Annotated in this window: 24 protein-coding genes and 1 pseudogene; 14 read left to right on the plus strand and 11 right to left on the minus strand. The window is 72.9% G+C overall.

Features of this window, described 5'->3' with window-relative positions; translation table 11 throughout:
• Positions 1 to 127: 127 nt before the first annotated feature.
• From ACO229_RS03285 to ACO229_RS03295, 3 genes and pseudogenes are all read left to right on the plus strand, one after another.
• Positions 128 to 811 (plus strand): annotated as a pseudogene (locus tag ACO229_RS03285) (GTP-binding protein); the annotation flags it as partial.
• Positions 812 to 898: 87 nt separating this feature from the next.
• Positions 899 to 1,981, plus strand: coding sequence for a hypothetical protein (locus ACO229_RS03290; protein WP_423465257.1), 1,083 nt, complete (start codon positions 899 to 901; stop codon positions 1,979 to 1,981).
• A 111-nt stretch (positions 1,982 to 2,092) separates the two neighbouring features.
• Positions 2,093 to 2,578, plus strand: coding sequence for an HIT family protein (locus ACO229_RS03295; protein WP_423463751.1), 486 nt, complete (start codon positions 2,093 to 2,095; stop codon positions 2,576 to 2,578).
• Between the two features lie 67 nt (positions 2,579 to 2,645).
• Here ACO229_RS03295 and glnA read toward each other — a convergent pair whose 3' ends face one another.
• The 5 genes from glnA to ACO229_RS03320 all read right to left on the minus strand — a co-directional run bounded on the left by glnA (position 2,646) and on the right by ACO229_RS03320 (position 7,883).
• A complete protein-coding gene (gene glnA, locus ACO229_RS03300; RefSeq protein WP_397412554.1) occupies positions 2,646 to 4,070 on the minus strand; it encodes a type I glutamate--ammonia ligase in 1,425 nt (474 codons plus the stop codon).
• Positions 4,071 to 4,415: 345 nt separating this feature from the next.
• Complete coding sequence (locus tag ACO229_RS03305; protein ID WP_397412556.1) at positions 4,416 to 5,153, minus strand: DUF4191 domain-containing protein; 738 nt, start codon at positions 5,151 to 5,153, stop codon at positions 4,416 to 4,418.
• 53 nt (positions 5,154 to 5,206) lie between these two features.
• Positions 5,207 to 6,208 carry a lipoyl synthase gene (gene lipA / locus ACO229_RS03310; RefSeq protein ID WP_397412557.1) on the minus strand — a complete coding sequence of 334 codons (1,002 nt, stop codon included), beginning with the start codon at positions 6,206 to 6,208 and terminating at the stop codon, positions 5,207 to 5,209.
• 91 nt (positions 6,209 to 6,299) lie between these two features.
• Positions 6,300 to 7,010, minus strand: coding sequence for a lipoyl(octanoyl) transferase LipB (gene lipB / locus ACO229_RS03315; protein WP_423463754.1), 711 nt, complete (start codon positions 7,008 to 7,010; stop codon positions 6,300 to 6,302).
• 156 nt (positions 7,011 to 7,166) lie between these two features.
• On the minus strand, positions 7,167 to 7,883 hold the full coding sequence (locus tag ACO229_RS03320; RefSeq protein WP_397412561.1) for an HNH endonuclease family protein: 717 nt from the start codon (positions 7,881 to 7,883) through the stop codon (positions 7,167 to 7,169).
• A gap of 165 nt (positions 7,884 to 8,048) precedes the next feature.
• Between ACO229_RS03320 and ACO229_RS03325 the strand changes: the two genes are divergently transcribed.
• Both ACO229_RS03325 and ACO229_RS03330 read left to right on the plus strand, forming a co-directional pair.
• Positions 8,049 to 9,149, plus strand: coding sequence for a Gfo/Idh/MocA family oxidoreductase (locus ACO229_RS03325; RefSeq protein ID WP_397431954.1), 1,101 nt, complete (start codon positions 8,049 to 8,051; stop codon positions 9,147 to 9,149).
• Positions 9,150 to 9,297: 148 nt separating this feature from the next.
• Positions 9,298 to 10,755 (plus strand): hypothetical protein, encoded by a 1,458-nt coding sequence (locus ACO229_RS03330; protein WP_423463755.1) that lies wholly within the window; start codon positions 9,298 to 9,300, stop codon positions 10,753 to 10,755.
• Here ACO229_RS03330 and ACO229_RS03335 read toward each other — a convergent pair.
• The 3 genes from ACO229_RS03335 to lpdA form a co-directional block, all read right to left on the minus strand.
• A complete protein-coding gene (locus ACO229_RS03335) occupies positions 10,739 to 11,674 on the minus strand; it encodes a TIGR01777 family oxidoreductase (protein ID WP_423463756.1) in 936 nt (311 codons plus the stop codon). The two genes, ACO229_RS03330 and ACO229_RS03335, sit on opposite strands and share 17 nt — an antisense overlap.
• A gap of 127 nt (positions 11,675 to 11,801) precedes the next feature.
• The gene (gene sucB, locus ACO229_RS03340; RefSeq protein WP_397412569.1) at positions 11,802 to 13,619 is read right to left on the minus strand and encodes a 2-oxoglutarate dehydrogenase, E2 component, dihydrolipoamide succinyltransferase; all 1,818 of its coding nucleotides are present in this window, start codon (positions 13,617 to 13,619) and stop codon (positions 11,802 to 11,804) included.
• 29 nt (positions 13,620 to 13,648) lie between these two features.
• Positions 13,649 to 15,091 carry a dihydrolipoyl dehydrogenase gene (lpdA, locus tag ACO229_RS03345; RefSeq protein ID WP_423463757.1) on the minus strand — a complete coding sequence of 481 codons (1,443 nt, stop codon included), beginning with the start codon at positions 15,089 to 15,091 and terminating at the stop codon, positions 13,649 to 13,651.
• 334 nt (positions 15,092 to 15,425) lie between these two features.
• Between lpdA and ACO229_RS03350 the strand changes: the two genes are divergently transcribed.
• Positions 15,426 to 15,677 carry an oxidoreductase gene (locus tag ACO229_RS03350; protein WP_423463758.1) on the plus strand — a complete coding sequence of 84 codons (252 nt, stop codon included), beginning with the start codon at positions 15,426 to 15,428 and terminating at the stop codon, positions 15,675 to 15,677.
• Here ACO229_RS03350 and ACO229_RS03355 read toward each other — a convergent pair whose 3' ends face one another.
• Positions 15,678 to 17,222, minus strand: coding sequence for a leucyl aminopeptidase (locus tag ACO229_RS03355; RefSeq protein ID WP_423463759.1), 1,545 nt, complete (start codon positions 17,220 to 17,222; stop codon positions 15,678 to 15,680).
• A 132-nt stretch (positions 17,223 to 17,354) separates the two neighbouring features.
• On the opposite strand from ACO229_RS03355, the gene ACO229_RS03360 reads away from it, so the two are divergent.
• The 5 genes from ACO229_RS03360 to ACO229_RS03380 are packed head-to-tail and all read left to right on the plus strand — an operon-like array spanning position 17,355 to position 20,336.
• Complete coding sequence (locus ACO229_RS03360; protein ID WP_397412577.1) at positions 17,355 to 17,714, plus strand: hypothetical protein; 360 nt, start codon at positions 17,355 to 17,357, stop codon at positions 17,712 to 17,714.
• A complete protein-coding gene (locus ACO229_RS03365) occupies positions 17,690 to 18,166 on the plus strand; it encodes a hypothetical protein (RefSeq protein ID WP_423463760.1) in 477 nt (158 codons plus the stop codon). The genes ACO229_RS03360 and ACO229_RS03365 overlap by 25 nt, the downstream gene beginning before the upstream one ends.
• Complete coding sequence (locus ACO229_RS03370; RefSeq protein WP_397412581.1) at positions 18,163 to 19,254, plus strand: quinone-dependent dihydroorotate dehydrogenase; 1,092 nt, start codon at positions 18,163 to 18,165, stop codon at positions 19,252 to 19,254. Before ACO229_RS03365 ends, ACO229_RS03370 begins: the two co-directional genes overlap by 4 nt.
• Positions 19,251 to 19,460, plus strand: coding sequence for a hypothetical protein (locus ACO229_RS03375; RefSeq protein ID WP_397412583.1), 210 nt, complete (start codon positions 19,251 to 19,253; stop codon positions 19,458 to 19,460). Before ACO229_RS03370 ends, ACO229_RS03375 begins: the two co-directional genes overlap by 4 nt.
• 60 nt (positions 19,461 to 19,520) lie before the next feature.
• Positions 19,521 to 20,336, plus strand: coding sequence for a putative hydro-lyase (locus tag ACO229_RS03380; protein WP_397431971.1), 816 nt, complete (start codon positions 19,521 to 19,523; stop codon positions 20,334 to 20,336).
• A gap of 44 nt (positions 20,337 to 20,380) precedes the next feature.
• Here the strand turns inward: ACO229_RS03380 and ACO229_RS03385 are convergent, their stop codons facing one another.
• Positions 20,381 to 21,868: a PLP-dependent aminotransferase family protein gene (locus ACO229_RS03385; protein ID WP_423463761.1), complete on the minus strand. Its 1,488-nt coding sequence runs from the start codon at positions 21,866 to 21,868 to the stop codon at positions 20,381 to 20,383.
• Between the two features lie 61 nt (positions 21,869 to 21,929).
• Here ACO229_RS03385 and ACO229_RS03390 point away from each other — a divergent pair, with 61 nt between their 5' ends.
• Together ACO229_RS03390 and ACO229_RS03395 are read left to right on the plus strand one after the other, a co-directional pair.
• Complete coding sequence (locus ACO229_RS03390) at positions 21,930 to 22,613, plus strand: YczE/YyaS/YitT family protein (protein ID WP_423463762.1); 684 nt, start codon at positions 21,930 to 21,932, stop codon at positions 22,611 to 22,613.
• Positions 22,614 to 22,711: 98 nt separating this feature from the next.
• On the plus strand, positions 22,712 to 23,725 hold the full coding sequence (locus tag ACO229_RS03395) for an aldo/keto reductase family protein (protein WP_397412590.1): 1,014 nt from the start codon (positions 22,712 to 22,714) through the stop codon (positions 23,723 to 23,725).
• A 97-nt stretch (positions 23,726 to 23,822) separates the two neighbouring features.
• On the opposite strand, the gene ACO229_RS03400 is transcribed toward ACO229_RS03395, so the two are convergent.
• Positions 23,823 to 24,440, minus strand: a complete 618-nt coding sequence (locus ACO229_RS03400; RefSeq protein ID WP_397412592.1) for a DUF3043 domain-containing protein — start codon at positions 24,438 to 24,440, stop codon at positions 23,823 to 23,825.
• A gap of 56 nt (positions 24,441 to 24,496) precedes the next feature.
• Between ACO229_RS03400 and ACO229_RS03405 the strand changes: the two genes are divergently transcribed.
• Positions 24,497 to 25,876: a dipeptidase gene (locus ACO229_RS03405; RefSeq protein WP_397412594.1), complete on the plus strand. Its 1,380-nt coding sequence runs from the start codon at positions 24,497 to 24,499 to the stop codon at positions 25,874 to 25,876.
• The last annotated feature ends 40 nt before the right edge of the window (positions 25,877 to 25,916 follow it).

Raw genomic sequence — 25,916 nt, forward strand, 5'->3', positions numbered from 1 at the left:
AAACCGTTGCTCCGGCGCGAGCTCCGGGCGCATGGTGGGCGCGTCCGAGAGACCCGTAGGAGAGGAACCCCGATGACAGCTGTCACGCCCCGTGCCCTGACCCACCTGACCACGGACGTGACTGCCTTTGTCGTACCTCAACCTCGGGATCGTCGCTCATGTCGACGCCGGTAAGACCAGCCTGACCGAACGCCTGCTGCACCATGCGGGCGTGATCGACCGCCTCGGCTCCGTCGACGGCGGCGACACCCTCACCGACTCGCTCGCGCTGGAGCGCGAGCGGGGGATCACCATCCGCGCGTCCGTGGCATCCTTCCCCGCCGCCGCCGACGTGACCGTGAACGTGCTGGACACCCCCGGCCACCCCGACTTCATCGCGGAGGTGGACCGCAGCCTCGCGGTGCTCGACGGCGCGGTGCTCGTCCTGTCCGCCGTCGAGGGCGTGCAGGCGCAGACGCTGGTGCTGATGCGCGCGCTGCAACGGCTGCGGCTGCCCACGGTCGTGTTCGTGAACAAGATCGACCGGCGGGGTGCCCGTCCGGACGAGGTGGTCGACGCCGTCGTGCGCCGTCTCAGCCCGGACGCGCTGCCCGTGCAGCGGGTGCTGGGCGCGGGAACGCCGTCCGCGCGCGTGGAGGTGCTGCCCGGCGACGGTCTGCGCGACTGGCTCGCGGACGAGTCGCGGCACGGACGGGCACATCCGGTGCTGTTCGGGTCGGCCGTGACCGGCGCGGGGGTGCCGGAGCTGGCTGCGGCGCTGGGGGAGTTCCTGCCGGTGGCAGACGTCGTGGCGGCGCCCGACGCGGGGGCGGCGAACGCGGCGGCGCCCGACGCGGGCCCGTCCGGCGTGGTCTTCGCGATCGACCGCGAGGGCGGCCGCAAGCGCGCGTTCGTCCGGATGCGGTCGGGAGTCCTGCACCTGCGCGACCGGATCGACCTGGGCCACGGGCGTGCCGAACGGATCACCGGGCTGCGCGTTGCGCACCGCGGGTCGCTGACGGCGCGGCCGACGGCGGGGGCGGGCCAGATCGCCGTCGTGCAGGGGCTGACGACGGCGCGGGTCGGCGACGTGGTCGGGCCGAGGCTGCCCGGGGACGAGCGGGCGAGCCAGTTCCCGCCGCCGTCGTACGAGACGGTCGTGGACGCGGCGCCGGAGGCGCGCGGACGGCTGTACTCCGCGCTGTCGGAGCTGGCCGAGCAGGACCCGCTCATCCGGGTGCGGCGCCGCGACGAGGAGATCACGGTCTCGCTCTACGGCGAGGTGCAGCGCGAGGTACTGGCCGCGATCCTCCAGCGGGAGCACGGTGTCGAGGCCCGGTTCGGCGAGGTGCGGACGGCGCGCACCGAGCGGCTGACCGGCGTCGGGCACGCGCTGGAGGTGAAGAAGCAGGACGGGAACGAGTTCCTGGCCACCATCGGGCTGCGGGTCGAGCCTGCGCCGGTCGGCTCCGGGGTGACGTTCGAGCTCGAGTGCGAGCGCGGGTCGATGCCGCCGGCGTTCTTCGACGCGACGGAGGACACGGTGCGCCGTTCGCTCGCGGGCGGGCCGCTGCGTTACCCGGTGCCCGACGCGCGGGTGGTCATGACCCACTCGGGGTACGCGCCGCGACAGAGCCACATGCACCAGAAGTTCAACAAGGCGATGTCGAGCACGGGGGCCGACTTCCGCGGGCTGGCGCCGCGCGTGCTCGCGGCGGCCGTGCGGCGCGCCGGGACGGTGGTGTGCGAGCCGGTGCACCGGTTCGTGATCGAGCTGCCGGACGACGCCGTCGGCGCCGTGACCTCGCTGGTGGGGCGGCTGGGCGGGGTGCCGTTCGAGTCGGGACTCGCCGGGCCGGGGGTCGCCGTCGTACGCGGCGAGATCCCGGCCGGCGTGATCGCCACGCTGCAGCGGGACCTGCCCGGGCTGACGCACGGCGAGGGCGTGTGCCAGACGGAGCACGACCGGTTCGAGCCGGTGCGGGAGGTGGTTCGGCAGTGACCCGCCTGATCGACGCGATCGGCCCTGCGGTTCACCACGCGTCTGCTGCCAGGATGGCCCCGTTCCTGGCAGCAGACGCGTGGTGAACGGCGGGGCCGATAACCTCCCGACATGCCTGCCGAGTGTGTCTTCTGCCAGATCGTCGCCGGTACTGCGCCGAGCACCGCCGTGTACGAGGACGACCGGACGCTCGCCTTCATGAACATTGCCCCGGCCACCCCGGGCCACCTGCTGGTCATCCCGAAGGCGCACGCGACGGACCTGCTCGACGTGCCGCCGGCCGACCTGACGGCGGCGGCCCGGACGGCGCAGGTCATGGCGCGGCGGGTCATGGAGGTGCTGGGCGCCGACGGCGTCAACCTGGTGCACGCCACGGGGCCGGTCGCGGGCCAGACGGTCTTCCACGTCCACCTGCACGTGCTGCCCCGGTACGACGGAGACGCGGTGGCGGGCATGTGGACGCCGACGCCGGGCGACCCCGAGGCGATCCGGCGGGTGGGGGAGAAGTTGCGTGCAGCGCCCAGGCCCACCGCCAGGACGGCACCACACCGAAGCCGGACACGGAAGAGTCCACGCGTGCCGCCACCGGGAAGGTGAACGCGGCTCGCGTGGACTCTTCGTGGACTACGGGGCCTCGGGAGGCCCGGAATCTAGCCGATCAGGCTCAGATGTCGTAGTAGAGCTCGAACTCGTGCGGGTGCGGCCGCAGGCGGATCGGGTCGATCTCGTTCTCGCGCTTGTACGCGATCCAGGTCTCGATCAGGTCCTCCGTGAACACGTCACCGGCGGTGAGGTACTCGTGGTCGGCCTCGAGCGCGTCGAGCACGCCACCGAGCGACGTCGGGACCTGGGCGATCTGCGCGTGCTCCTCGGGCGGCAGCTCGTAGAGGTCCTTGTCGACCGGGGCCGGGGGCTCGATGCGGTTCTTGATGCCGTCCAGGCCGGCCATCAGCATCGCGGAGAACGCGAGGTACGGGTTCGACGACGGGTCCGGCGCGCGGAACTCGATGCGCTTCGCCTTCGGGGAGGTACCCGTGATCGGGATACGGATCGAGGCGGAACGGTTGCGGGCCGAGTAGACGAGGTTCACGGGAGCCTCGAAGCCGGGCACCAGGCGGTGGTAGGAGTTCACCGACGGGTTGGTGAACGCCAGCAGCGACGGGGCGTGCTTGAGCAGGCCGCCGATGTACCAGCGAGCCAGGTCGGACAGGCCACCGTAGCCCTTCTCGTCGTAGAACAGCGGCTCGCCGTTCTTCCAGAGCGACTGGTGCGAGTGCATGCCCGAGCCGTTGTCACCGAAGATCGGCTTCGGCATGAACGTGGCCGACTTGCCGGCCTCGAACGCGACGTTCTTGATGACGTACTTGAACTTCATCAGGTCGTCGGCGGCGTGCAGCAGGGTGTTGAACTTGTAGTTGATCTCCTGCTGGCCGGCGGTGCCCACCTCGTGGTGCGCGCGCTCGACGGAGAGGCCCACCTGACCGAGGATCTTGACCATGTCGTCGCGCAGGTCGGCGAAGCGGTCGCTCGGCGACGTGGGGAAGTAGCCACCCTTGTACCGGGTCTTGTACCCGAGGTTGCCACCCTCCTCCTCGCGGCCGGTGTTCCACGCGGCCTCGACGGAGTCGATGGAGTAGTAGCTCTCGTTCGACGCGGTCTTGAAGCGCACGTCGTCGAAGATGTAGAACTCGGCCTCGGGGCCGAAGAAGACGGTGTCGGCGATGCCGGTCGACTTCAGGTAGGCCTCGGCCTTGGCCGCGATGTTGCGGGGGTCGCGAGCGTAGGCGTCACCCGTGAACGGGTCCACGATCGAGAAGTTGACGATCAGCGTCTTGGCCTTGCGGAACGGGTCGATGAACGCCGTCGTGACGTCCGGCACGAGCTTCATGTCGGACTCGTGGATCGCCTGGAAACCGCGGATCGACGAGCCGTCGAACATGAGGCCCTCGCTGAAGGCGTCCTCGTCGAACTGCTCGACCGGGATGTTGAAGTGCTGCGTGACGCCCGGCAGGTCGATAAACCGGACGTCGACGAACTCCACCCCCTCGTTGCGGGTGAAGGCGATCGCCTCCTCGGCGTTCTTGAACATCTGCGCTCCTTGCTCGCTCGATAAGTTCAGGGGGAGTCCGTCGGACCGCGCGCCGGACGAGCCGGGAACGATCGCTCGCGGATCGCCATGAACCTATGGGCAGGTGGTTTCTCTCTGGTTACTGATTGTTGCGGGAATGTTTCTCGGGCCTCTCGGCCGTGTAACCCCGGGGAGACCTGCAGGTCGAGACACCGGCGGCGATCCCCAGAGTGCCAGAACTCACAGGGCCCGGCCTGGCGGCGTCCGTCCCTCGGACGGGTGATCTGCGGCGGTGGGAGCACGCGAGAGGGGCGCCCTCGATGACGAGGACGCCCCTCTCGTGAGGCGGTTCCGGTGCCGGCCGGGTCAGCGGCCGCGCATGCCCTTGCGGTCGGGGCGGGCGCGGGTGGGGTCGATGCCCTTGGGGATCGGCAGCTTCATGCCGCCGATGGCCTTGAGCCGCTTGCTGACCTCGCTCACCTCGGCGCGCGTGAGGGTCGACTTGAGCCGGGAGACGGAGCGCGCCACCTTCGTGAGCGGCACCTGGCCCTCGGCGTCGCCGCACTGGATCAGGGTGACCGGCACGTTGGACAGGATGCGGCTGACCTTCTTGCGCTCCTGCTCCAGGAGGCGCCCCACGCGGTGCGGCGGCCCCTCCGAGACCAGGACGACGCCGGCCCGGCCGACGCCGCGGAACACGAAGTCCTGGTTACGGGCGTCGACCGCGACGGGCTCGTCCTCGAAGGTCCAGCCGCCGCGCACCGTGCCGAGCGCCGCGCGGGCGGCCCCGGGCTGGCCGGCGATCTGCGTGTACGCGGCCTTCTCCGCACTGCGCGACAGGATGAACATCGCCGCGAGCACGGCGAAGGGAACACCGATGACCAGCGCGTAGATCCAGGGACCCGTCAGCACGCCGATGAGCAGCGCCACCGCCACCACGCCGACGAACGCGGCGAGCATCCACCAGGTGACCAGCGGGTTCTGCTTGCGGGTCATCTGGTAGACGTCCCACAGCTGGTGATACCAGCGGCGCTTCTTGGGCTTCTTCTGCTTGACGGCGGGCGCGTCGTTGCGCGCGTCGCCGCCGGACGAGGTTCTGGCCATGGTCATCGATTCTAGTGCTCTTCGCGTGTACTGAGAGCAGGAGGAGCGCCGGCTCAGCGGGCCAACAGGCTCGCCGCCTCCTGACGGGAGGTCGTGGGCTGGGCCAGGTGCGACAGCGCCTCGGGGATCGCGCGGCCGTGCTTGGTCATCGCCTGTCCCCACAGACGGCCCGCACGGTACGACGAACGCACCAGCGGCCCCGCCATGACGCCGAGGAAGCCGATCTGCTCCGCCGCCTCGGACAGCTCCACGAACTCCTCCGGCCGCACCCAGCGGTCCACCGGGTGGTGGCGCAGCGACGGGCGCAGGTACTGGGTGATCGTGATGATGTCGCAACCGGCGTCGTGCAGGTCCTGCAGCGCCTGCTTGACCTCGTCGATGGTCTCGCCCATGCCGAGGATCAGGTTCGACTTGGTCACGAGGCCGGCGTCGCGCGCCCGGGTGATGACCGAGAGCGACCGCTCGTAGGTGAACGCCGGGCGGATCTGCTTGAAGATGCGCGGCACGGTCTCGACGTTGTGCGCGAGCACCTCGGGGCGCGACTCGTTGACGGCGTCGAGCAGCTCGGGGATGGCGTTGAAGTCCGGGATGAGGAGCTCCACGCCGGTGCCGGGGTTCAGCGCGTGGATCTGGCGGACGGTCTCCGCGTAGAGCCAGGCGCCGCCGTCGGCCAGGTCGTCACGGGCGACGCCGGTGACGGTCGAGTACTTCAGGCCCATGGTCCGCACGGACTCGGCGACGCGGCGCGGCTCGTCCTTGTCGAAGTCGGCGGGCTTGCCGGTGTCGATCTGGCAGAAGTCGCAGCGGCGCGTGCACTGGTCACCGCCGATGAGGAACGTGGCCTCGCGGTCCTCCCAGCACTCGAAGATGTTGGGACAGCCGGCCTCCTCGCACACCGTGTGCAGGCCCTCGCCCTTGACGAGCGATTTCATGTCGCGGTACTCGGGGCCCATCACCGCCCGGGTCTTGATCCACTCGGGCTTCTTCTCGATGGGCGTGGCCGCGTTGCGCGCTTCGATGCGCAACATGCGTCGGCCTTCAGGTGCGATGGTCACGCAGATCCCTCCCAGGTCAGCGGGTTCGCCCAGCCTATGCCTCGGCTGACCGACGGCGAGCGGTCGCCCGGGGGGCGGGCAGTGGCGTTCGTCACGCGGTGGCGGCGACGGCCACGGACGACGTCGCCACCACCTCGTCCTCCCGCGCGAGCAGCGGTGCGAGGCGTTCCACGAGGGCCGCCTCCAGCAGCGGGCGCACCTCGTCGACGGCCACCCGGCGGCCGAGCTCGGCGGTCAGCGAGGTGACGTCGGCGTCGTCGATCCCGCACGGCACGATGTGGTCGAACGCGGCCAGGTCGGCGTCGCAGTTCAGGGCCAGGCCGTGCATGGTGACGCCCTTGGCGACGCGCGCCCCGATGGCGCACACCTTGCGCTCCCGCCGTGCGTGCGGGACGTCGGGGGAGTCGGCGGCGACCCAGACACCGGACCGGCCCTCGACGCGGATGGTCTCCACGCCGAGCGTCGCACAGACGTCCATCACGGCCTGCTCCAGCGTGCGCACGTACTCGACGACGTCGAACGGCTTGGCGAGCTTGATGATCGGGTAGGCCACGATCTGCCCCGGCCCGTGCCAGGTGATCTTGCCGCCCCGGTCCACCTTGACCACCTCGGTGCCGTCGGTCGGGAACTCGTCGCGGTGCGTGCGGGCGCCGGCGGTGTAGACGGACGTGTGCTCCAGGAGGAAGAGCGTGTCGCCCCGCTCGTCGGTGCGGACGGACTCGTGGGTGCGCCGCTGGAGCTCCCAGCCCTCGTGGTAGTCGACGTGACCGGACAGGTGCTCGATGCCGATGGGCGTGTCCATGGCCGCCAGCCTACGTCCACGGAGGGCGGACGGCTGCACCGTTCACTGACCTGGGTTCAGCGGGCCGCCGGCGGTCGGAACGGGCCCGGTTACGGTTCGCGGTGGCCTGCTGGACCAAGCTCGGCAGTGGTGTGCCGGGAGGCGGCAAGAGGTCGGTCAGGATGCCGGGAGCGGCTCCGCCGGGCAGCTCGTCAGGACGTCCGCCATGGCGTCGTGCTCCGCGGGCGTGACCCACAGGCCGTACTTGGCCTTGACGGCGATCTGCCGGGCCACGTACTCGCAGCGGTAGGCCTGGTTCTCGGGGAGCCACTCGGACGCGTCCCGGGCGCCCTTGCCCATGTTGGCCGGGCCGTCCGAGGCCACCAGGTTGAGCGGGTCGTTGGCGATCTGGACCCGCTTCTCCTTGTCCCAGTCCGCCGCGCCGGTGGTCCAGGCGTTCATCAGCGCCACCACGTGGTCGATCTGCACGTCGCCGGAGTTCTCGCCGCGCTCGAACGCGATGGTCTCGCCCGTGTACGGGTCGTCCAGCGTGCCGGACGCGACCTCGCACGTGTCGCCGGAGCTGAACTCGATGTCCTCCAGGTCACGCTGCAACATGTCGTTGCGCGTGTCGCACCCGTTGTCGTCCACGTCCTGCCATGCTGTCCCGAAGTCGGACTCGCGGTCGTAGCCGGCCTCGCTGGCGGCGTCCTGGACCGTGAGGTCCTCGAGCGTCGCGAGCGCCGAACCCTCGGCGCCCTCGGCGGGGGCGACGTCGTCGCCCAGGGACTTGACGACGAAGTTCCCGGCGAGCACGAGCGCGGCGACGGCGATGAGCACGAGCTGCAGGGTCTTGCGCTTCTGGCTGGACTTCTTCCTGGCGGTGGCGGACACGAGCCCCTCATTCTGTCGGCCGGTGAGTCTAGGGCGATGCCCTGACAAAGACTGAGAAAGTATGAAACGCACTGCTTGCTCAAGTCTGCCAGAGTTGTGTTACGCCTGTTTACGCGCTGACCAGTAATCTCGCGTCGCCGGGCGGCGCGGGGCACCATGGGGGCCATGGCACTTCGGATCGGGATCGTCGGCTACGGGGGTGCGGGCAGGCAGATCCACGCCCGCCTGGCACGAGCAGCGGGAATGTCGGTGACCGCGGTCGTCGCCCGGGACTCGGGCCGGAGGGTCCAGGCGGCCGGTGACTGGCCCGGCGCCCGCCTGTTCAACGACCTGCCCGCGATGCTGGCCGAGCCCGGGCTGTACGACCTCGTGGTCGTCGCCAGCCCGTCGGGCCTGCACGCGGAGCACGCCGCCGCCGTCTCCCTGGCGGGCAAGCCCTTCGTGCTCGACAAGCCGATCGCGACCACGGCGGCCGAGGCGCGGCGCGTGGTCGCCGCGGCATCGGCGGCGGGCACGCCGTTCACGGTGTTCCACAACCGGCGCTGGGACCCCGAGCAGCTCACCCTCGCCGCGCTGCTGCGCCGGGGCGACCTCGGCACGGTGCACACCTTCGAGCGGCACTGGGAACGCTGGCGGCCCAAGCCCCAGCAGCGCTGGAAGGAGAACGACGTCGTGGGCGGCGGCCTCCTGCTCGACCTGGGCCCGCACCTGGTGGACTCCGCGACCCAGCTCTTCGGCCCGGTCGTGGCCGTCTACGCCGAGACCCGCGCCCTGTCCACGCCCACCGAGGACGACGTGTTCCTCGTGCTGCACCATGCGGCCCCCGGCACCGAGCCCGGCAACCGGCTCGGCGCCGTGCCCGGCCGGGCCACCGGCGCCGACGTCCTGTTCGGGGCGGAGCCGCCGGCCAAGGGAGTGGTCTCCCGGCTGTGGGCCGGCTCCCTGGTCGGGGCCCCGGGCCCGCGCACCCGGGTGCTCGGCGACGGCGGGGCCTACCTCGTGAACTCGTTCGAGGGCGACGCGTCCCCCTTCGACGTGCTCGACGCCGAGCAGCCCGACGGCACCCACGGCTGGCTCGTGCGGGGCCGGGAGCGCACACCGGTGCCCCGGCCGCGCGGCGGGCACGAGGACTTCTACACCGCGGTGGCGGACTGGCTGGCCGGCGAGGCCGAGGTGCCCGTCGACCCCGCGGACGCCGTCCGCACCGCCGAGGTCCTGGACGCCGCCCGCCTGTCGGCCCGGGAAGGCCGGCTCATCGACGTCTGATACCGGCGTGAGCAGGCTCTTTGTCCGGTCGCATACCGCAGAGCCAACCCGTGGTCAAGGCATTCGGTCAGTTCACCCACAGGGTGACCGATTCGGCAAATCCTGTGGATAAAGGGCGCGTTCCGACCGCCGGAGTTCTCATGAACGAGTGCACTACATCGAATCTGCGGAACTGGTCCGCGTAGCCGTCCCCACGGACGCCGCGGCGCGCGCCCTGCTGGTGCGCCGACTGGACACACTCGCGACACTGGACCACCCCCATCTGGTGCCGCTCATCGCGATCTCCCCGAACGGGCCGGACAACCTCGACGTGCGGCTCTCGCGCACGGGAGCGGTCGACCTGCCCACCGCCGTCGGCTCGCGGGGTCCCCTGACGCCCGCGGAGGGATCCGGTGTCACCGTCGCGATCGCCCAGGCCCTCGCGGCCCTGCACAGCGTGGGCCTCGTCCACGGCGGGGTCCGGCCCACCGACGTGCTGCTCCGCTCCGACGGCACCGCGGTCCTGCGCCCCCGCGTGACGCTCCCGGAGCACAGCGACGACCCGGTCGACGTCACGTCCCTGGCGACGCTCATCGAGTCGGTGCTCGGCTTCCCCGGTCCGAGCATGCACTCCGAGGCGGACGAGGCACTGCGCTCCGTGCTCGCCCGCGCCCGCGCCGAGGACCCCCGCGACCGCCCCGAGCCGGGCACCCTCGCCTCCCTGGTGCACGACGCCGTGCCGCCGGAGCCGGTGCGCCTCCCCGACGGCTCCGCGCTGGTGTCGGCCGCGCTCAGCGGCCCGGTGCCCCTCACGGGCCACGTGCCGCTCGGCGCGCACACCCCGTCCGCGTGGCGGTCCGCCGCGCGGACGCTGACCGGCTCGCTCGCCGCCGTGGACGGCCGGGCCTGGGCGGCCAAGGCGCGCCGCCGGGCGACGATGCCCCTGAGCGGCAGCGCGGGCGCGGCGGCGGTGAGCGGCACCACCCAGCCGCGGACGACGGCGGTCTCCCTGGTCGCCACGGGCATGATCGCGGCGGGTGTCATCGCGGGCGTCACCGCCGGCGTCATGGCGCTGCCCAACATGTTCGGCAGCGAGGAGCCCGCGGTCGCCGCGCCCACGCCGGAGGCGTCCGCGCCCCGCTGGGGCGGCATCAGCCCGGTCGCGAACGCCAAGGACCCGGCCGGCGCCGCGGTCGAGCTCACCGAGCGCCGCCTGGCGCTGCTGGCGGGGGCCGTGTCGGACATCAAGACCGTCAACGTGGAGGGCTCGCCCGCCTACCAGGCGGACGAGAAGATCATCGACGAGCTCCGGCAGTCCGGGGCGCAGGTGGTCGGGGCGTCGGCGGAGGTGGAGTCGACGGAGCTGGTGACCATGGGACCGGGCGCCGCGTCCGCCCTGGAGGACGTCGCCCCCGCGTCGCTGACGACGTCCGAGAGCTCCGACGCGCCCGCGGCGGAGCAGGGCTCGAAGGCCCCCATCGAGGCGGTCGTCCGGATCGAGTACACGATCAGCGCGCACCTGCAGGTGTCGACCGACGGCGAGACGGCGGTGCCGGCGTCCAAGGAGTCGGCCGACCTGATCCTCGTGTGGACGCCGGGCGGCTGGCGCGTCAGCGAGGTGCGCTGACCTCGTCCACCACCCAGCGGGCCGCCTCCTGAGGGCTGGTGTGCGCCCAGGCGAAGCCGGTCCGGGCGAGCACCCCGGGGACGACCCGCTGGGAGGCGACGAGGTCGCCCGCGAACTCGCCGACCGCGACCCGCAGCGCGAACCGTGGCACCGGCAGCACCGCTGGGCGGTGCAGCGCCTGCGCCAGGGCCCGGGTCACGGACCGGTTCGTGGTGGGCTCCGGGGCGACGGCGTTCACGGGCCCCCGGACGTCCTGTGCCCCGATGACGTGGCGGATCGCGGCCACCTCGTCGGCGAGGGTGATCCAGCTCCACCACTGGCGGCCGCTGCCGAGCGGCCCGCCGACGCCGAGACGCAGGAGCGGCAGCAGCCTGCCCAGTGCGCCGCCGCTCGGCGCCAGGACCAGGCCCGTGCGTAGCCAGACGACGCGCCCGCCCGCGTCCGCGGCGGGGGCGGTGGCGTTCTCCCACGCCTCGACCAGCCCGGCCAGGAAGTCCTCGCCCCGTCCCGAGGCTTCCGTGAGCACCTCGTCCCCGCGGTCGCCGTAGGCGCCGATCGCGGAGCCGTTGACCAGCACGGGCGGGGTGTCCAGGCGGGCTATGGTCCGGGCGAGCAGGCTCGTGGTCGTGGTCCGGGAGCCGACGAGCGTCTGCTTGTAGGCCGCGGTCCAGCGATGGTCGCCGATCCCGGCGCCGGCCAGGTTGACGACGGCGTCCGCCCCCTCCAGCGTGGCAGGGTCGAGCTCGCCCGTGCGCGGGTCCCACTCCAGGTCCCGGACGCCCGGCGCCGTGTCCGTGGTGTCCGCGGACGGGGCAGCGCCCCGGCGCACCAGCCGTCGCACACCGTCCCCGCGCGCCACGAGGTCCGCGACGAGCGCGGCGCCGATGAGTCCGTGCGATCCGGCGACCACCACATCCATCCCGCGAATGTAGCGCGGCGACCGCGGGCACGGAGCGACGACGACGGCCGGCCCCGGAGTCGGGACCGGCCGTCGTCGAGTGCTGGCCGTCAGGCGCGCGTCCAGGACGTGCGCGGGCGGCTGTGCGTCAGAGGCCGACCTCGGCCTCGAACGCGCCCTCCTCGATGCGGTTCTTGATCGCGGTGAGGAAGCGGGCGGCATCCGCGCCGTCGACCAGACGGTGGTCGTAGGACAGGAAGATGTACGCCATCGAGCGCACCGCGATGCTCTCGTTGCCCAGCGGGTCCGTCACGACGACCGGGCGCTTGGTGATGGTGCCCGTGCCCAGGATGGCGGCGTGGCCCAGCGGCACGATCGGGGTGTCGATGAGCGACCCGCCCGACCCGGTGTTGGTGATGTTGAACGTGCCGCCCGACAGCTCGTCCGGCGTCACCTTGTTCGCCCGGGTACGTGCGCCCAGGTCCTGGATCTGGCGCGCGATGCCCGCCAGGTTCAGGTCGCCGGCGTTCTTGATGACCGGGACCACCAGGCCGCGCTCGGTGTCGACCGCGATGCCCACGTTCTCCGACGGGTGGTAGGCGATCTCGCCCTTCTCGGTGTCGATCGTGGCGTTGATCTTCGGGTACGCCTTGAGCGCCTCGACGGCGGCCAGCGTGAAGAACGGCAGGAAGGTCAGCTTGGCGCCCTCGCGAGCGGCGAACGACTCCTTGGCCTTGGCCCGCAGCTGTGCGACGCGGGTGACGTCGACCTCCATGACGGTGGTGAGCTGGGCCTGGGTCTGCACCGCCTCGAGCATCCGCTCGGCGACGATCTTGCGCAGCCGCGACATCTTCTCGGTGGTACCGCGCAGCGGCGAGACCTCGAGCTTGGTCGGGGCCGACGGCGCGGCCGTGGCCGCGGGTGCGGCGGCAGGCGCGGCGGCGGGGGCGGCCTTGGCCTCGGCAGCCGCCAGCACGTCCTCCTTGCGGATGCGGCCACCGACACCGGTGCCCTTGACCTCGGCGACGTCGACACCCTTCTCCGCCGCGAGCTTGCGCACGAGCGGGGTCAGGTACGAGCCGATGGTGCGGCCCGTCGACGCCGCGGCGGGAGCGGCGGGTGCCGGGGCCGCGGGTGCGGCCGCCGGTGCGGGGGCGGGCGCGGGGGCGGCGGGCGCGGGCGTCGGGGCGGGAGCCGCGGGAGCGGGCGCGGCGGCGGGAGCCGGTGCGGGCGCAGGAGCCGGGGCGGCGGCCGCGGCCGGCTCGGGGGAGTCGGCGGCCGGGTCCGGGACGGCGGGGGCCGGCGAGGCGGCCGGGGCGGCCGCGCCGGAGCCGACCAGCGCCAGGACGGCGCCGACCTCGACGGTCTCGTCCTCCTGCACCAGGATCTTCTGGAGCGTGCCGGCGACCGGCGACGGGATCTCGGTGTCGACCTTGTCGGTGGAGACCTCGAGCAGCGGCTCGTCGACGGCGACGTCGTCACCGACCTCCTTGAGCCAGCGCGTCACGGTGCCCTCGGTGACCGACTCGCCCAGCGCGGGCAGCGGGACCTCGGTGGCGTCGCCGGACGGCGCGGCGGCCGGAGCCGGGGCCTCGGCGGGCGCGGGCGCCTCGGCGGCAGGCGCAGGCTCCGGTGCGGGGGCGGCGGGCTCCGGCGTCGGCTCGGGGGCGGGCGCCTCGGCGGCCGCGGGCTCGGCGGCCGGAGCCGCGGGAGCGGCACCCGAACCGGAACCGTCGCCGATGACGGCGAGGGTGGCGCCGACCTCGACGGTGTCGTCCTCCTGGACGAGGATCTGCTCGAGCACGCCGGCGATCGGCGACGGGATCTCGGTGTCGACCTTGTCGGTCGACACCTCGAGCAGCGGCTCGTCGACGGCGACCTCGTCGCCGACAGCCTTGAGCCAGCGGGTGACAGTGCCCTCGGTGACGGACTCGCCGAGGGCCGGCAGCTGCACGTTCTCAGACATGACCTGTGGGGTCTCCTTTGTCGTTATGGTCAGTTGTGGGCGTGCAGAGGCTTGCCGGCCAGTGCCATGTGTGCCTCTCCGAGTGCCTCGTTCTGGGTGGGATGTGCGTGGACGAGCGAGGCGACGTCCTCAGGGAACGCCTCCCAGCCCACGATGAGCTGGCCCTCGCCGATCAGCTCGCCCACACGCGAGCCGATCAGGTGCATACCGACCACGGGTCCGTCCTTGCGGCGCACCAGCTTGGCGAAGCCCTGGGTACCCAGGATCTTGCTCTTGCCGTTGCCCGCGAGGTTGTACTCGATGGTCTCCACCTGGTCCGGACCGTACAGCTCCGCGGCCTTCGCCTCGGTGACGCCGACCGACGCCACCTCCGGCTCGCAGTAGGTGACGCGCGGGATCGCCGCCTCGTCGATCGGCGCGGGCGACTGGCCCGCGATCTGCTCGGCCACGTGGATGCCCTGCGCGAACCCGCGGTGGGCGAGCTGCAGGCCCGGCACGATGTCGCCGACCGCCCAGACCTGCCCGCCGGCCGGCGTGGTGACGCCGGTGCGGAGCAGCTCGTCGGTCAGCACGAACCCGCGGTCGACACGGACGCCGGCCGCCTCGTAGCCGAGGTCGGCGGTCCGCGGACCGCGCCCGACGGCGACCAGCAGCAGGTCGGCGTCGAACGTCGTGCCCGACTCCAGCTCGACCTGCACGCCGTCGTCGGACTGCTTGACCTGGGCGAACCGGTCGCCCAGGGAGAACTTGATGCCGCGCTTGCGGAACGCGCGCTCCAGCGCCTTCGAGAGCGCGACGTCCTCGTTCGGGACGAGGTGCGGCAGCGCCTCGACGATCTGCACGTCGGCGCCGAAGGACTTCCAGACGGAGGCGAACTCGACGCCGATCACACCGCCGCCGAGCACCACGACGGACTTCGGCACGGTGTCGAGCGTGAGGGCCTGGTCGGAGGTGATGACGCGGCCGCCGAGCTCCAGGCCGGGCAGGGTGCGGGCGTACGAGCCGGTCGCGAGCACCACGTGGGTGCCCGTGCAGCGCGACGTGGCGCCGTCCGCGGCGGTGACCTCGACGACGCCGGGGGCCGCGAGCGTGCCGTGCCCCTCGACGACGGTGATCTTCCGCGAGGCGATCAGGCCCTGCAGGCCCTTGTACAGGCCCGCGACCACGGAGTCCTTGTAAGCGAGCACGCCCGGCATGTCGATGCCGTCCAGCGAGGTGCGGACGCCGAACTGCGCGCCGTGGGTGGCCGCGTCGGCCACCTCGGCCGCGTGCAGGAGCGCCTTGGTGGGGACGCAGCCGACGTGCAGGCATGTGCCGCCGAGCTTGTCCTTCTCGACCAGGGCGACGTTCAGGCCCAGCTGCGCGGCCCGGAGCGCGGTGGCGTAGCCTCCGCTGCCCCCGCCGAGCACGACGACGTCGAACGTGTCCGGGTTGTCAGGCGATGGCACGTGCTGGCTCCTCGTCGAAGGCATGGGCTCGGGGGCGAACCGTGCACGCGTCCTGCCTGTGGGCGAACCGTGCGCGGATCATGAGCACCGCATGCCATCTTGACACTTCAGCGGGCGTGGCCCCAATCGTGAACCAGCCTCGACGGGTGTGACCGTGGCGACATTCTGTGACAAGAGTGTGGCTTTCCCTGGGACTGCGTCTGGATCTGCGTCGAGTTGCCTAGGCCGGTACGGGTCTCGCTAGTACCCTCGTTCCATGCCCCGCCAGTCCCGTAGCTCGCTCGCGCGATTCTTCCAGCGACGGTCGTCGTCCGGCAGCGGTTCGCGCCCCGGAGGTGGCGACGCGCGCCGTCAGACGATGGCCCACCTCGGTGAGTTCATCAGCACGCGGGTCGGCGTGGAGGCGTACGTGGAGCCACCGACCACCGACATCCCCAGCACCGTCCTGCTCGTGGCGAGCACGGGGGAGTGGACGCGCCGCCGGGTGCCGGACGAGCGCACCGCGTTCGACATCGCCAACCAGCTGGGGGTGCCGGTGTACAACGTCCGGTTCACCGGCTACCCCCAGCGGATGCGCGACTGGAACAGCGCCCAGCGCCGCGCCAAGTAGCTACTTCGCCCGGCCCTCGAGGAACGTCAGGAGGGTACGGACGCCCACGCCCGTGCCGCCGCCCGGCGTGTAGTCGTGCGCGCCGCCGTCGTTGAAGGCGGGGCCGGCGATGTCCAGGTGGGCCCACGGGTGGTCGCCCACGAAGGTCTGCAGGAACAGACCGGCGTTCAGCATGCCGCCCCAGCGCGGGCCGGAGTTGGCGACGTCGGCCACCTTGGACTTGATGTTCGCCTTGAGCTCCTCCGGCAGCGGCATCGGCCAGAACAGCTCGCCCGCTGCGTCGGCAGCGGCCTTGATCTCGTCGCGGACCTCGTCGGTGCCCATGACGGCGGACGTGCGGTTGCCGAGCGCCACCATCTGCGCGCCCGTCAGCGTGGCGATGTCGAGCACCACGTCGTGGCCGTCCTCGACCGCGGAGACCAGGCCGTCGGCCATGACGATGCGGCCCTCGGCGTCGGTGTTGAGCACCTCGACGGTCTTGCCGCCGTAGATGGTGATGACGTCGGCCGGCCGCTGGGCGTTGCCGCCCGGCATGTTCTCGGCGAGGCACAGGTAGCCCGTGACGGCGACCGGCAGGTTCAGCTTCGCGGCGGCGACCACCGTGCTCAGGACGGCGGCGGCACCGGCCATGTCGGACTTCATGGCCTCCATGCCGGCGGCCGGCTTGATCGAGATGCCGCCGGAGTCGAACGTGATGCCCTTGCCCACCAGGGCGACCTTCGCGGTCGGCTTGGCCGGCGTGTAGGCGACCTTGACGAGACGCGGGCCGCGCGACGAGCCCTGGCCGACGGCGGTGAGGCCGCCGTAGCCGCCCGAGGCGAGCTGCTTGTCGTCCAGCACGGTCACCCGGACGTGCTTGACGTCCTTGGCGGCGGCCTTCGCGGCGTCGGCGAACGTGGCGGGGTAGAGCTCGTTGGGTGCGGTGTTGACCAGGTCGCGCGTGGCGTGCACGGCCGCGGCGAGGATCTCGGCGCGCTCGGCGGCGAGCTTGGCCTTCGCGTTCTTGTGCAGCGGGGTGAGGATCTCGATCGCGGCGACCGGGTCCTTGCCGTTCCTGCCGGCGCTCTTCGAGCCCTTGGCGGCGTCCTTCGCAATTTCCTTGCCGGTCTCCTTGCCCGCGCTGCGGTACCGGTTGAAGGCGTAGGCGCCGAGCAGTGCGCCCTCCGTCACCGCGGTGATCTCGTCGTCGTCGGAAGCGGGCAGCGCGATCGCGGCGGAGGCGAGCCCGGCGAGCTCGCGCGTCGCCGCGCCGGCCGCGCGGCGCAGGGTCTCGGCGGAGAACGTGCCGTCCTCGGCGCGCTCGCCGAGGCCCGTCAGGACCAGCACCTCGGCGGCGAGCTGCGGGCCGGCCGGGATCTTGCGCACCTCGTCACGCGCACCCGTCACGCCGAGCTGCGGGGCGAGCGTCTCGAGCTGGGTCAGCAGGTCGGTGGGGAGCTGGTCGGACACGACGGCAACGCCGTCCGACGTCTGGGCGGTCGCCACCACGAGCGCTTCGGCCTTCACGGCGGTGGGATTCTTGCTGGAGAGGGTCACGTCGGTCACGAGGCCGATGGTAACCCGGGGCCCTGACACCCTCCCCGAGCCGCACGGCGCGCGGCCGGGCCGCTCGACAGAGGCGCAGGTCACGTCGGTTCCGATTGCCGCCCCGCAGGTGCGGCCCGGTAGTCTGCGGGCGTGATCCTCGCCCTCCTGCTCCTCGTGGTCGCGCTCTGCGTGGCCCTGGCCGGGTGGGCCGGCTGGTTCGTGGCCCGCGACCGTGCGGTGATCCTGAACCAGCTCTGGGGCGGGGCGGTGATCGAGGGCCTGGTGCTGGTCCAGGGCGTCGTGGCGATCGTCCAGGGCGCCACCGGCGCCGGCGCGGGCGACCCGCTGCTGTTCTGGGGCTACTACGCGACCACCCTGGTGATCCTGCCGATCGCCGCCGCGTGGGCGTTCGCCGAGCGGACCAGGTGGAGCTCGGTGGTGCTGCTGGTGGCGTCGCTGACGGTCGCCTTCCTGGAGTGGCGGCTGTGGCAGATCTGGACGGGAGCATGATGGAGCAGACCACCGGACCGGGTGGCGCGGGACGACCGGCCGGCCGCCGGACCGGACGCGGCTTCGGTCGCGTCCTGGTGACCGTCTACGGCATCCTGGCGTTCGCGGCACTGGGCCGCTCGTCCTACGAGCTGGTCGTGAAGTTCGGCGAGGCGCCGGTGGCGTACTCGCTGTCGACGCTCGCCGCCGTCGTGTACGTCGTGGCGACGTTCGCCCTCGCGATCGGCACCCCCGCGTGGCGGCTGACGGCCTGGGTCACCGTCGGGATCGAGGCTGTCGGCGTGGTGACGGTCGGCGCGCTGTCGCTCGCCGACCCCGAGGCGTTCGGCGAGTCGACCGTGTGGTCCGGGTTCGGCCAGGGCTACGGTTACGTGCCGCTCGTCCTGCCCTTCGTGGGTCTGTGGTGGCTGTGGCGGACGTCGCGCAGCCCGTCCGAGGAGAGGACCGCATGAGCTGGCCGTACTCGTTGTTGTTCAACGGCGTCTTCCGCGGCATGGACCCGGAGCGGGCGCACGAGCTCGCGTTCTCGCTGATCGAGCGCGCCGGGAAGGTGCCGGTGCTGCGCGACGTGGTGCAGGGCGCCGTCGCCCCCTACCTCGGTCAGCGCGCCGGGGGGCCGGGCAGCGTCCGGCTCTTCGGCCGGGTGGTGCCCGCGCCGTTCGGCCTGGCGGGCGGCTTCGACAAGAACGCACGTGCGGTGCGCGGCCTGACGATGCTCGGGTTCGGGTTCGTCGAGATCGGCACCGTGACCGCCCACCCGCAGCCCGGCAACGAGAAGCCGCGCATGTGGCGCGAGCTCGACGTCCGCGGCGTGCGCAACCGGATGGGCTTCAACAACGAGGGTGCGGCGGCCGCCGCGCAGCGGCTGCGCGAGCTGCGGAGCACGGCCGCGGGCCGCGCGATCGTCGTGGGCGCCAACATCGGCAAGACCAAGGTCACGCCGCCGGAGGAGGCCCCCGCCGACTACGCCACGTCGGCCCGGCTGCTGGCACCCTGGGCGGACTACCTCGTGGTCAACGTCTCCTCCCCGAACACGCCCGGCTTGCGGGACCTGCAGGCGACCGAGTCGCTGCGGCCCATCCTCCAGGCCGTGCGGGCCGCCGCCGACGACGCCACCGGCGCGGGGTCGGCGGGCGACGGGCGCCGGGTCCCCCTCCTGGTGAAGATCGCTCCCGACCTGGCGGGCGAGGACATCGACGCCGTCGCCGACCTGGTGCTCGAGCTCGGCCTCGACGGCGTGGTCGCCGTCAACACGACGATCAGCCACGAGCGCGGTCCGGGCGGGCTGTCCGGTCCGCCGCTGCTGGGCCGGGGCCTGGAGGTCGTGGCCCGCCTGCGCGAGCGCCTCGGCACCGGACCGGTCATCATCGGCGTGGGCGGCATCACACGGGCCGACGACGTCCGCGCGTACCTGCGCGCGGGAGCCGACCTGACCCAGGGCTACACGTCGTTCGTCTACGAGGGCCCGCTCTGGGCGTCGGAGATCAACCGTGCGCTGACCCGATCGGCGGGTTCGACGGCAAGTGGGAGGTACGAGTGATCCGTCCGCAGTGGGAGTGGGCCCTGGACGACGCCGAGGGGCGCCGCCTGGACGAGCCCGTGACACCCGTCTTCACCGCGCAGTACGACGCCGAGCAGTGGCTCGGCGAGCACTGGCGCGAGCTGGCCGCCGTGGGCGCGGTGCGGGTGCGGCTGCTGCACGACGGCACCCAGGCGACGCCGGCCGTGGAGCTGCGCACCCCCTGACCGGTGCCGGCAGTCCGTGCCGGCCGTCCGCCCGCGGTCCGCGGGCGGCATGATGGTCCGATGGACGCGGACACCACATCCCTGACGCCGGGCCAGCGCACGCCCGACCAGCACACCCCCGACCAGGCCAGGGCGCGTTTCCGGGCCGGTCTGCGTGTGCCGACGTCGGGCTGGTCCGCGGGGTGGACCCAGGCCAACCTCATCGCGCTGCCGCGGGCCGACGCGTACGACTTCCTGCTGTTCGCACAGCGCAACCCGCAGCCCTGCCCGGTGCTGGACGTCACCGAGCCGGGCGCGGTGTCGGCGTCGATCTTCCGCGGTGACCTCCGCACCGACCTGCCCGCCTACCGCGTGTACCGCGACGGCGAGCTGGTCGAGGAGCTCACCGACGTGACGCACCTGTGGCGCGACGACCTCGTCGCCTTCCTGGTGGGCTGCAGCTTCACCTTCGAGTCGGCGCTCCTCGACGCGGGCGTTCCCGTGCGCCACGTCGAGGCCGGGTCCAACGTGCCCATGTACCGCACCAACCGTGAGTGCCGGCCTGCGGGCGCCCTGAGCGGGCCGCTCGTGGTGTCGATGCGCCCGGTGCCCGCGAGCCAGGTGGCCGACGCCGTCCGCATCACCTCGCGGTACCCCGCCGTGCACGGCGCGCCCGTGCACGTGGGCGACCCCGGGGCGCTGGGCATCGCCGACCTCGCCACCCCCGACTTCGGGGACCCGGTCGAGGTCCGTCCCGGCGAGATCCCCGTCTTCTGGGCCTGCGGCGTGACGCCCCAGGCGGCGGTCATGCGGTCCCGGCCGGCGTTCGCGATCGGGCACGCGCCCGGGCACATGGCGATCACGGACGCACGGGACTCGCGGTACGTGGTGCCGTGAGGTGATGGCGGGCGGCTCACGCGGCCTGGGCCGGCGGGCGGCGGCTACCTGCGCGGGCCGCCGTCGCGGGGTGACACCCGCTCCCAGGCACGGACCAGCCGGGGTACGGCGTCGGCCAGCTCCGCGGGTGACCGGGTGAAGGTGAGCCGCACGTGCGTGGCGGCGCCCGCGCCGTCCGGCGTGAACAGCGGCCCGGCCGCGACGCGCGCGCCCTCGGCCGCCGCCGCGGCGGCGAAGGCCTGGGCGACCGGGCGGCCCAGGTCCACCCAGCAGAACAGCCCGCCCGGCGGTACGGGCACGTCCCACGGCAGCGCGTCGCGCAGCCGGCCGACGAGCAGGTCACGACGCTCGCGCAGCAGCTGCCGCCGGCCCGGCAGCACCTCGGCCCGGCGGCGCAGCAGGTCGGCCACGGCGAGCTGGTCCAGCACCGCCGTCGCGATGTCCGCCGACTGCCGGGCCCGGGCGAGATGGTCGATCACCCGCGGGTGCGCCCGGATCCAGCCCACGCGCAGACCGCCCCAGAACACCTTCGAGGCCGACCCGACCGACACCACGTGCGGCGAGGTGCCGTCGCCGGCGAAGGGTGCCGGAGTGCCGTCGCCGGACAGGCCGAGCTCGACGAGCGTCTCGTCGCCCACGACGGTGACGCCGTGCCGGTCGGCGATCTCGCGCACCGCCGCCCGCTCGTCGGCCGAGAGCACGGAGCCCGTCGGGTTCTGGTAGTCGGGGACCAGGTAGACCAGCCGCGGGTGCGCGCGCCGCACGGCCGAGTCGAGCTGGTCGACGTCGAGCGGGCCGGTGGGCACGCCCAGCAGGCGCCCGCCCGCCTCGCGCATCGCCTCCATCGCGTGGAAGTACGTGGGCGACTCCACCACCGCCCGGTCGCCCGGGTGCAGGTGGGTCCGGGCCAGCAGGGCGATCGCCTGCTGCGCCCCGGTGGTCACCAGGATCTCGTCGGCCGTGGTGGGCACGCCCCGCTCCCGGTACCGCGCGGCGACCGCCTCGCGCAGCGGCGTGAGCCCGTACGGCTCGTACCCGCCCGAGTCCAGGTAGGCGGGCAGGCCCTCCAGGGCCCGCGTGAACGCGTCGTGCAGCTCGGGCGGCGCCGGGGGAGTCGCCTGCCAGAGGTCCAGGTAGCCGGCGGCGGGATGGATGCCGGTGATCCCGTCGGCGGACAGCGCGTCGTCCGCGACCGGGGCGTCGCCGCCCGCGGCCCGGCCCGGCCCGGGGTCCACGGGGCGCTGCGGCAGGGTGGTGACGGTGCCGGAACCGACCCGGCTCACCGCGAAGCCGAGCTCCCGCAGCCGCGCGTACGCGCCCGACGTCGTGGTGCGGGAGACGCGCAGCGTCGCGGCCAGCTCACGCTCGCTCGGCAGCCGGGTGTGCGGGGCCAGCGTGCCGGACAGGACGGCGGCCCGCAGGGCGTCGGCCAGCGCCACGTAGGCCGGTCCGCCCGCGTGCCAGGTGCCGAGCAGCCGGGCGGTGGACGCGGGGGAGAGATGGCGCAGCACGGTCGGGGTCGCGGTGGACATGGGGCCACTCTTGCGCGATTGGCCCTGGAAGACAAGGCCAATGATGCGCACCCTGGATGTCATGACCACGACCACCGGCCCCACGGCCGAGCACGACCTGGACCCCGCCGCCGAGCCTGCCGGGCCGGCGCCCGTCCTGATGTCCCCCGCACGCCGCACCGTCCAGCTCCTCCTGGGCCTGGTCGGCTTCGGCCTCGCCACGGCACTGATGCTCCACTCGGGGCAGGGCGCCATGCCGTGGGCCGTGCTGGACCAGGGCCTCGTGGACCGCACGGGCCTGGCCTACGGCTGGGTGGTGCTCGGCGTGGGGCTGCTGGTGATGCTCGCCTGGATCCCGCTGCGCCAGCGGCCCGGGATCGGCACGGTCGCGAACATCATCGTGATCAGCCTGGTCATCGACCCGGCGCTGTGGGTGCTGGAGCGGCTGCTGCCCGCCCCCGCGCTCGCGGCCGGTGCGGGGCTGGCCCTGGCCGGCATCGTCCTGCTCGGGGTGAGCACCGCCGCCTACGTGGGCGCCCGGCTCGGGCCGGGGCCGCGCGACGGGCTGATGACGGGCCTCGTGCAGGTCACGGGCTGGCCGGTGTGGCTGGTGAAGACCGCGATCGAGGTGTCGGTCGTGCTGCTCGGGGTGCTGCTCGGCGGCACGTTCGGCTGGGCGACGGTGGTGTTCGCCTTCGGCGTGGGCCCGGTGGTGCAGGTGGCCGCACGATGGCTCGCGCCGTCGGGCCTGACGGGGCGTCACTGACGGCGAAGAGGCCCTCACGCAACCGTAGGGCGCCCTTTCCCCAACCGGGTCCATCACCGGGGTCGATTCGATTCGAAGGTTTGTCATAGGGTGCGGTCATGGTCAACTACCGGTACCTCGGCAACAGCGGTCTGAAGATCTCGGAGATCACCTACGGCAACTGGCTCACCCACGCCTCGCAGGTGGAGAACGACGTCGCCACGGCGTGCGTGCGCGCCGCGCTCGACGCCGGCATCAGCACCTTCGACACGGCGGACGCGTACGCGAACACCGCTGCCGAGCAGGTGCTCGGCGACGCGCTGAAGGGCGAGCGCCGCGAGTCGCTGGAGATCTTCACGAAGGTCTACTGGGCCACCGGCCCCAAGGGTCCCAACGACGCCGGCCTGTCGCGCAAGCACGTCATGGAGTCGATCAACGGCTCGCTGAAGCGCCTCGGCACCGACTACGTGGACCTCTACCAGGCGCACCGCTACGACGTGGAGACGCCCCTGGAGGAGACGATGCAGGCGTTCGCCGACATCGTCCGCCAGGGCAAGGCCCTCTACATCGGCGTCTCGGAGTGGACCGCCGACCAGATCCGCGCCGGTGCCGCGCTCGCCAAGGAGCTGGGCTTCCAGCTCATCTCCTCGCAGCCGCAGTACTCGATGCTCTGGCGCGTCATCGAGGACGAGGTCGTCCCCGCCTCGAAGGAGGTCGGTGTCTCGCAGATCGTGTGGTCGCCCATGGCGCAGGGCGTGCTCTCGGGCAAGTACCTGCCGGGCCGGCCGGCGCCCGCGGGCTCGCGTGCCACGGACGAGAAGGGCGGCGCGCAGACGATCAGCCGCTTCATGAACGACGAGACCCTGGCGGCCGTGCAGAACCTCAAGCCGGTCGCCGACGAGCTCGGCCTGTCGATGGCCCAGCTCGCCGTCGCGTGGGTGCTCCAGAACGACAACGTGGCCGCCGCGCTCGTGGGCGCCTCCCGCCCCGAGCAGGTCGCGGAGAACGTCAAGGCCTCGGGCGTGACCATCCCGGCCGAGCTCCTGCAGCAGATCGACGACGCGCTGGCCGGCGTAGTCGTGCGTGACCCGGCCAAGACCCTCGAGGGCATGCCGAAGAAGCGCCCGGCCTGACCTCCTGGCCGGAACGACAGCGAGGTAGAACCCGTCACCGGGTTCTACCTCGCTGTCGTTCTACCTCGGCAGGTGGACCACCTCGGCAGGTGGAGGGTCACTCCGGGTAGTTGCCGCGCTTCTTGCTCATCGGCTTGGGCAGGCGCGACCGCCGCAGCTGGTAGGCCCGCGTGATCGTGTACATCAGCAGGCCGCGCGGCACCTCGCCGAACTTCGCCGTCAGCCGCTTCTTCAGCGACCGCCACAGGAGCCAGACGTCGATGATCGTCAGGAACAGGAACCCGTACAGGCCGAGCATCACGAAGATGCTGAGCTCCGGGTACTGCTGCGTGAAGAACGTCGCGAACAGGAACACGAACGCGACCGGGAGGAAGAACTCGCCGAGGTTCCAGCGCGCGTCCACGTAGTCGCGCACGTACCGGCGCACCGGGCCCTTGTCCTTGGCGGGCATGTACCGCTCGTCGCCGGTCTGCATCGCCTGGTAGGCGCGCTCCCGGTCGACACGCGACTTCTCGCGCTGGGCCTTGCGCGCGGCCTTGCGGTCGTCCGGGACCAGCGGGCGCTTGTTGGCCGCCTGCGCGACGTTGCGCTTGGGCGTGGGCCGTCCCTTGCCGGCGGTGCCCGACGTCGCGTCGGACGGCGGCGTCACCTCGTCAGGGGAGTCGCCCACCGGGGTCACGCCGTCGGGTGTCGAGGTCTTGCTGCGGGAAAACACCCTCCTAGCCTAGTCGCTCGCGGCGGTGCCCTGCTGCCAGCCGTTACCGTGGGCCGGTGACCACCGATACCACCGCGGCCCTCCGGGCCCGCGTCACCGAGCTGTTCCCCGCCCTGCAGGCCGACCTGGAGGCGCTCGTGCGCATCCCCAGCGTCTCCGCGGCGGCCTTCGACCAGGCGCACGTCGCCGCCAGCGCCACGGCCACGGCGCAGCTCCTGCGCGACGCGGGCCTGCCCGAGGTGCAGATCCTCTCCGCGCCCCGGCCGGACGGTACCCCGGGCGCTCCCGCGGTCGTCGCCCGCCGGCCCGCCCCCGCCGGCGCGCCCACGGTCCTGCTGTACGCCCACCACGACGTGCAGCCGCCGGGCGACCCTGCCACGTGGGACACCGACCCGTTCGAGCCCACGCAGGTGGGGGAGCGGCTCTTCGGCCGTGGCGCCGCCGACGACAAGGCGGGCATCGTGGCCCACCTCGGCGCGCTGCGGGCCCTCGGCCTGCCGGACGGTGCGGACCTGCCCGTGGGGGTCACCGTGTTCCTGGAGGGCGAGGAGGAGTCGGGCTCGCCGTCGTTCCGCGCGTTCCTGGAGACCCACCGCGACCTGCTCGCCGCGGACGTCATCGTCGTGGCGGACTCCACCAACTGGAAGGTGGGCGTCCCCGCCCTGACGACGTCGCTGCGCGGTCTGGTCGACGGCGAGATCGACCTGCGCGTGCTCGACCACGCGGTGCACTCCGGCATGTTCGGCGGGGCCGTCCTGGACGCCGTCACCCTCATGTCCCGCCTCGTGGCCACCTTCCACGACGAGGCCGGCGACGTCGCGGTCGAGGGCCTGGTCACCGCGCCGGAGCCCGAGGTCGACTACGCCGAGGCCGAGTTCCGCGCCGACTCCTCGCTGCTGGACGGCGTGCAGCTCGCCGGCACCGGCACGCTCTCCGGGCGGCTGTGGGCCAAGCCCGCGCTGTCGGTCATCGGGATGGACGTGACCTCGGTGGCGGCTGCCTCCAACACCATCGCGCCGCGCTGCACCGCGAAGATCTCGCTGCGGCTCGCGCCGGGTCAGGACCCCGCGGCGGCCGACGCGGCCCTGGCCGCGCACGTGGCGAAGCACGCGCCGTTCGGCGCTCAGGTCACGTGGCGCTCGGGCGAGCAGGGCAAGCCGTTCCTTGCGCCGGGCGACACGGCCGCCATGCGGGCGGCGCGCGCCGCCTTCACCGAGGCGTGGGGCACGGCGCCGGTCGACGTCGGCGTGGGCGGGTCCATCCCGTTCATCGCGGACCTGCTGGAGGTCTTCCCCTCCGCGGCGATCCTGGTGACCGGCGTCGAGGACCCGGACTCGCGCGCGCACGGCGCGAACGAGTCGGTCCACCTGGGCGAGCTGCAGAAGGTCGTCCTGGCGGAGGCGCTCCTCCTGACGAAGGTCGCCGAGGGGCTCTGACCCGGCCATCCGGGCGGCGCGCCCCCGGGCGGCGGGGCTC

Source organism: Promicromonospora sp. MS192 (genome assembly GCF_049532985.1).
Classification (GTDB): Bacteria; Actinomycetota; Actinomycetes; order Actinomycetales; family Cellulomonadaceae; genus Promicromonospora.

What these genes read in the sequence shown, in the direction of transcription:
- ACO229_RS03305 (WP_397412556.1), bottom strand. Translation starts at nt 5,153, where the DNA reads ATGGCCAGAACCTCGTCCGGCGGCGACGCGCGCAACGACGCGCCCGCC.
- ACO229_RS03350 (WP_423463758.1), top strand. Translation starts at nt 15,426, where the DNA reads ATGGCCCACCTCGGTGAGTTCATCAGCACGCGGGTCGGCGTGGAGGCG.
- ACO229_RS03290 (WP_423465257.1), top strand. Translation starts at nt 899, where the DNA reads ATGCGGTCGGGAGTCCTGCACCTGCGCGACCGGATCGACCTGGGCCAC.
- ACO229_RS03380 (WP_397431971.1), top strand. Translation starts at nt 19,521, where the DNA reads ATGGACGCGGACACCACATCCCTGACGCCGGGCCAGCGCACGCCCGAC.
- ACO229_RS03370 (WP_397412581.1), top strand. Translation starts at nt 18,163, where the DNA reads ATGAGCTGGCCGTACTCGTTGTTGTTCAACGGCGTCTTCCGCGGCATG.
- ACO229_RS03325 (WP_397431954.1), top strand. Translation starts at nt 8,049, where the DNA reads ATGGCACTTCGGATCGGGATCGTCGGCTACGGGGGTGCGGGCAGGCAG.
- glnA (WP_397412554.1), bottom strand. Translation starts at nt 4,070, where the DNA reads ATGTTCAAGAACGCCGAGGAGGCGATCGCCTTCACCCGCAACGAGGGG.
- ACO229_RS03335 (WP_423463756.1), bottom strand. Translation starts at nt 11,674, where the DNA reads ATGGATGTGGTGGTCGCCGGATCGCACGGACTCATCGGCGCCGCGCTC.
- sucB (WP_397412569.1), bottom strand. Translation starts at nt 13,619, where the DNA reads ATGTCTGAGAACGTGCAGCTGCCGGCCCTCGGCGAGTCCGTCACCGAG.
- ACO229_RS03395 (WP_397412590.1), top strand. Translation starts at nt 22,712, where the DNA reads ATGGTCAACTACCGGTACCTCGGCAACAGCGGTCTGAAGATCTCGGAG.
- lpdA (WP_423463757.1), bottom strand. Translation starts at nt 15,091, where the DNA reads ATGCCTTCGACGAGGAGCCAGCACGTGCCATCGCCTGACAACCCGGAC.
- ACO229_RS03390 (WP_423463762.1), top strand. Translation starts at nt 21,930, where the DNA reads ATGACCACGACCACCGGCCCCACGGCCGAGCACGACCTGGACCCCGCC.
- ACO229_RS03385 (WP_423463761.1), bottom strand. Translation starts at nt 21,868, where the DNA reads ATGTCCACCGCGACCCCGACCGTGCTGCGCCATCTCTCCCCCGCGTCC.
- ACO229_RS03295 (WP_423463751.1), top strand. Translation starts at nt 2,093, where the DNA reads ATGCCTGCCGAGTGTGTCTTCTGCCAGATCGTCGCCGGTACTGCGCCG.
- lipB (WP_423463754.1), bottom strand. Translation starts at nt 7,010, where the DNA reads ATGGACACGCCCATCGGCATCGAGCACCTGTCCGGTCACGTCGACTAC.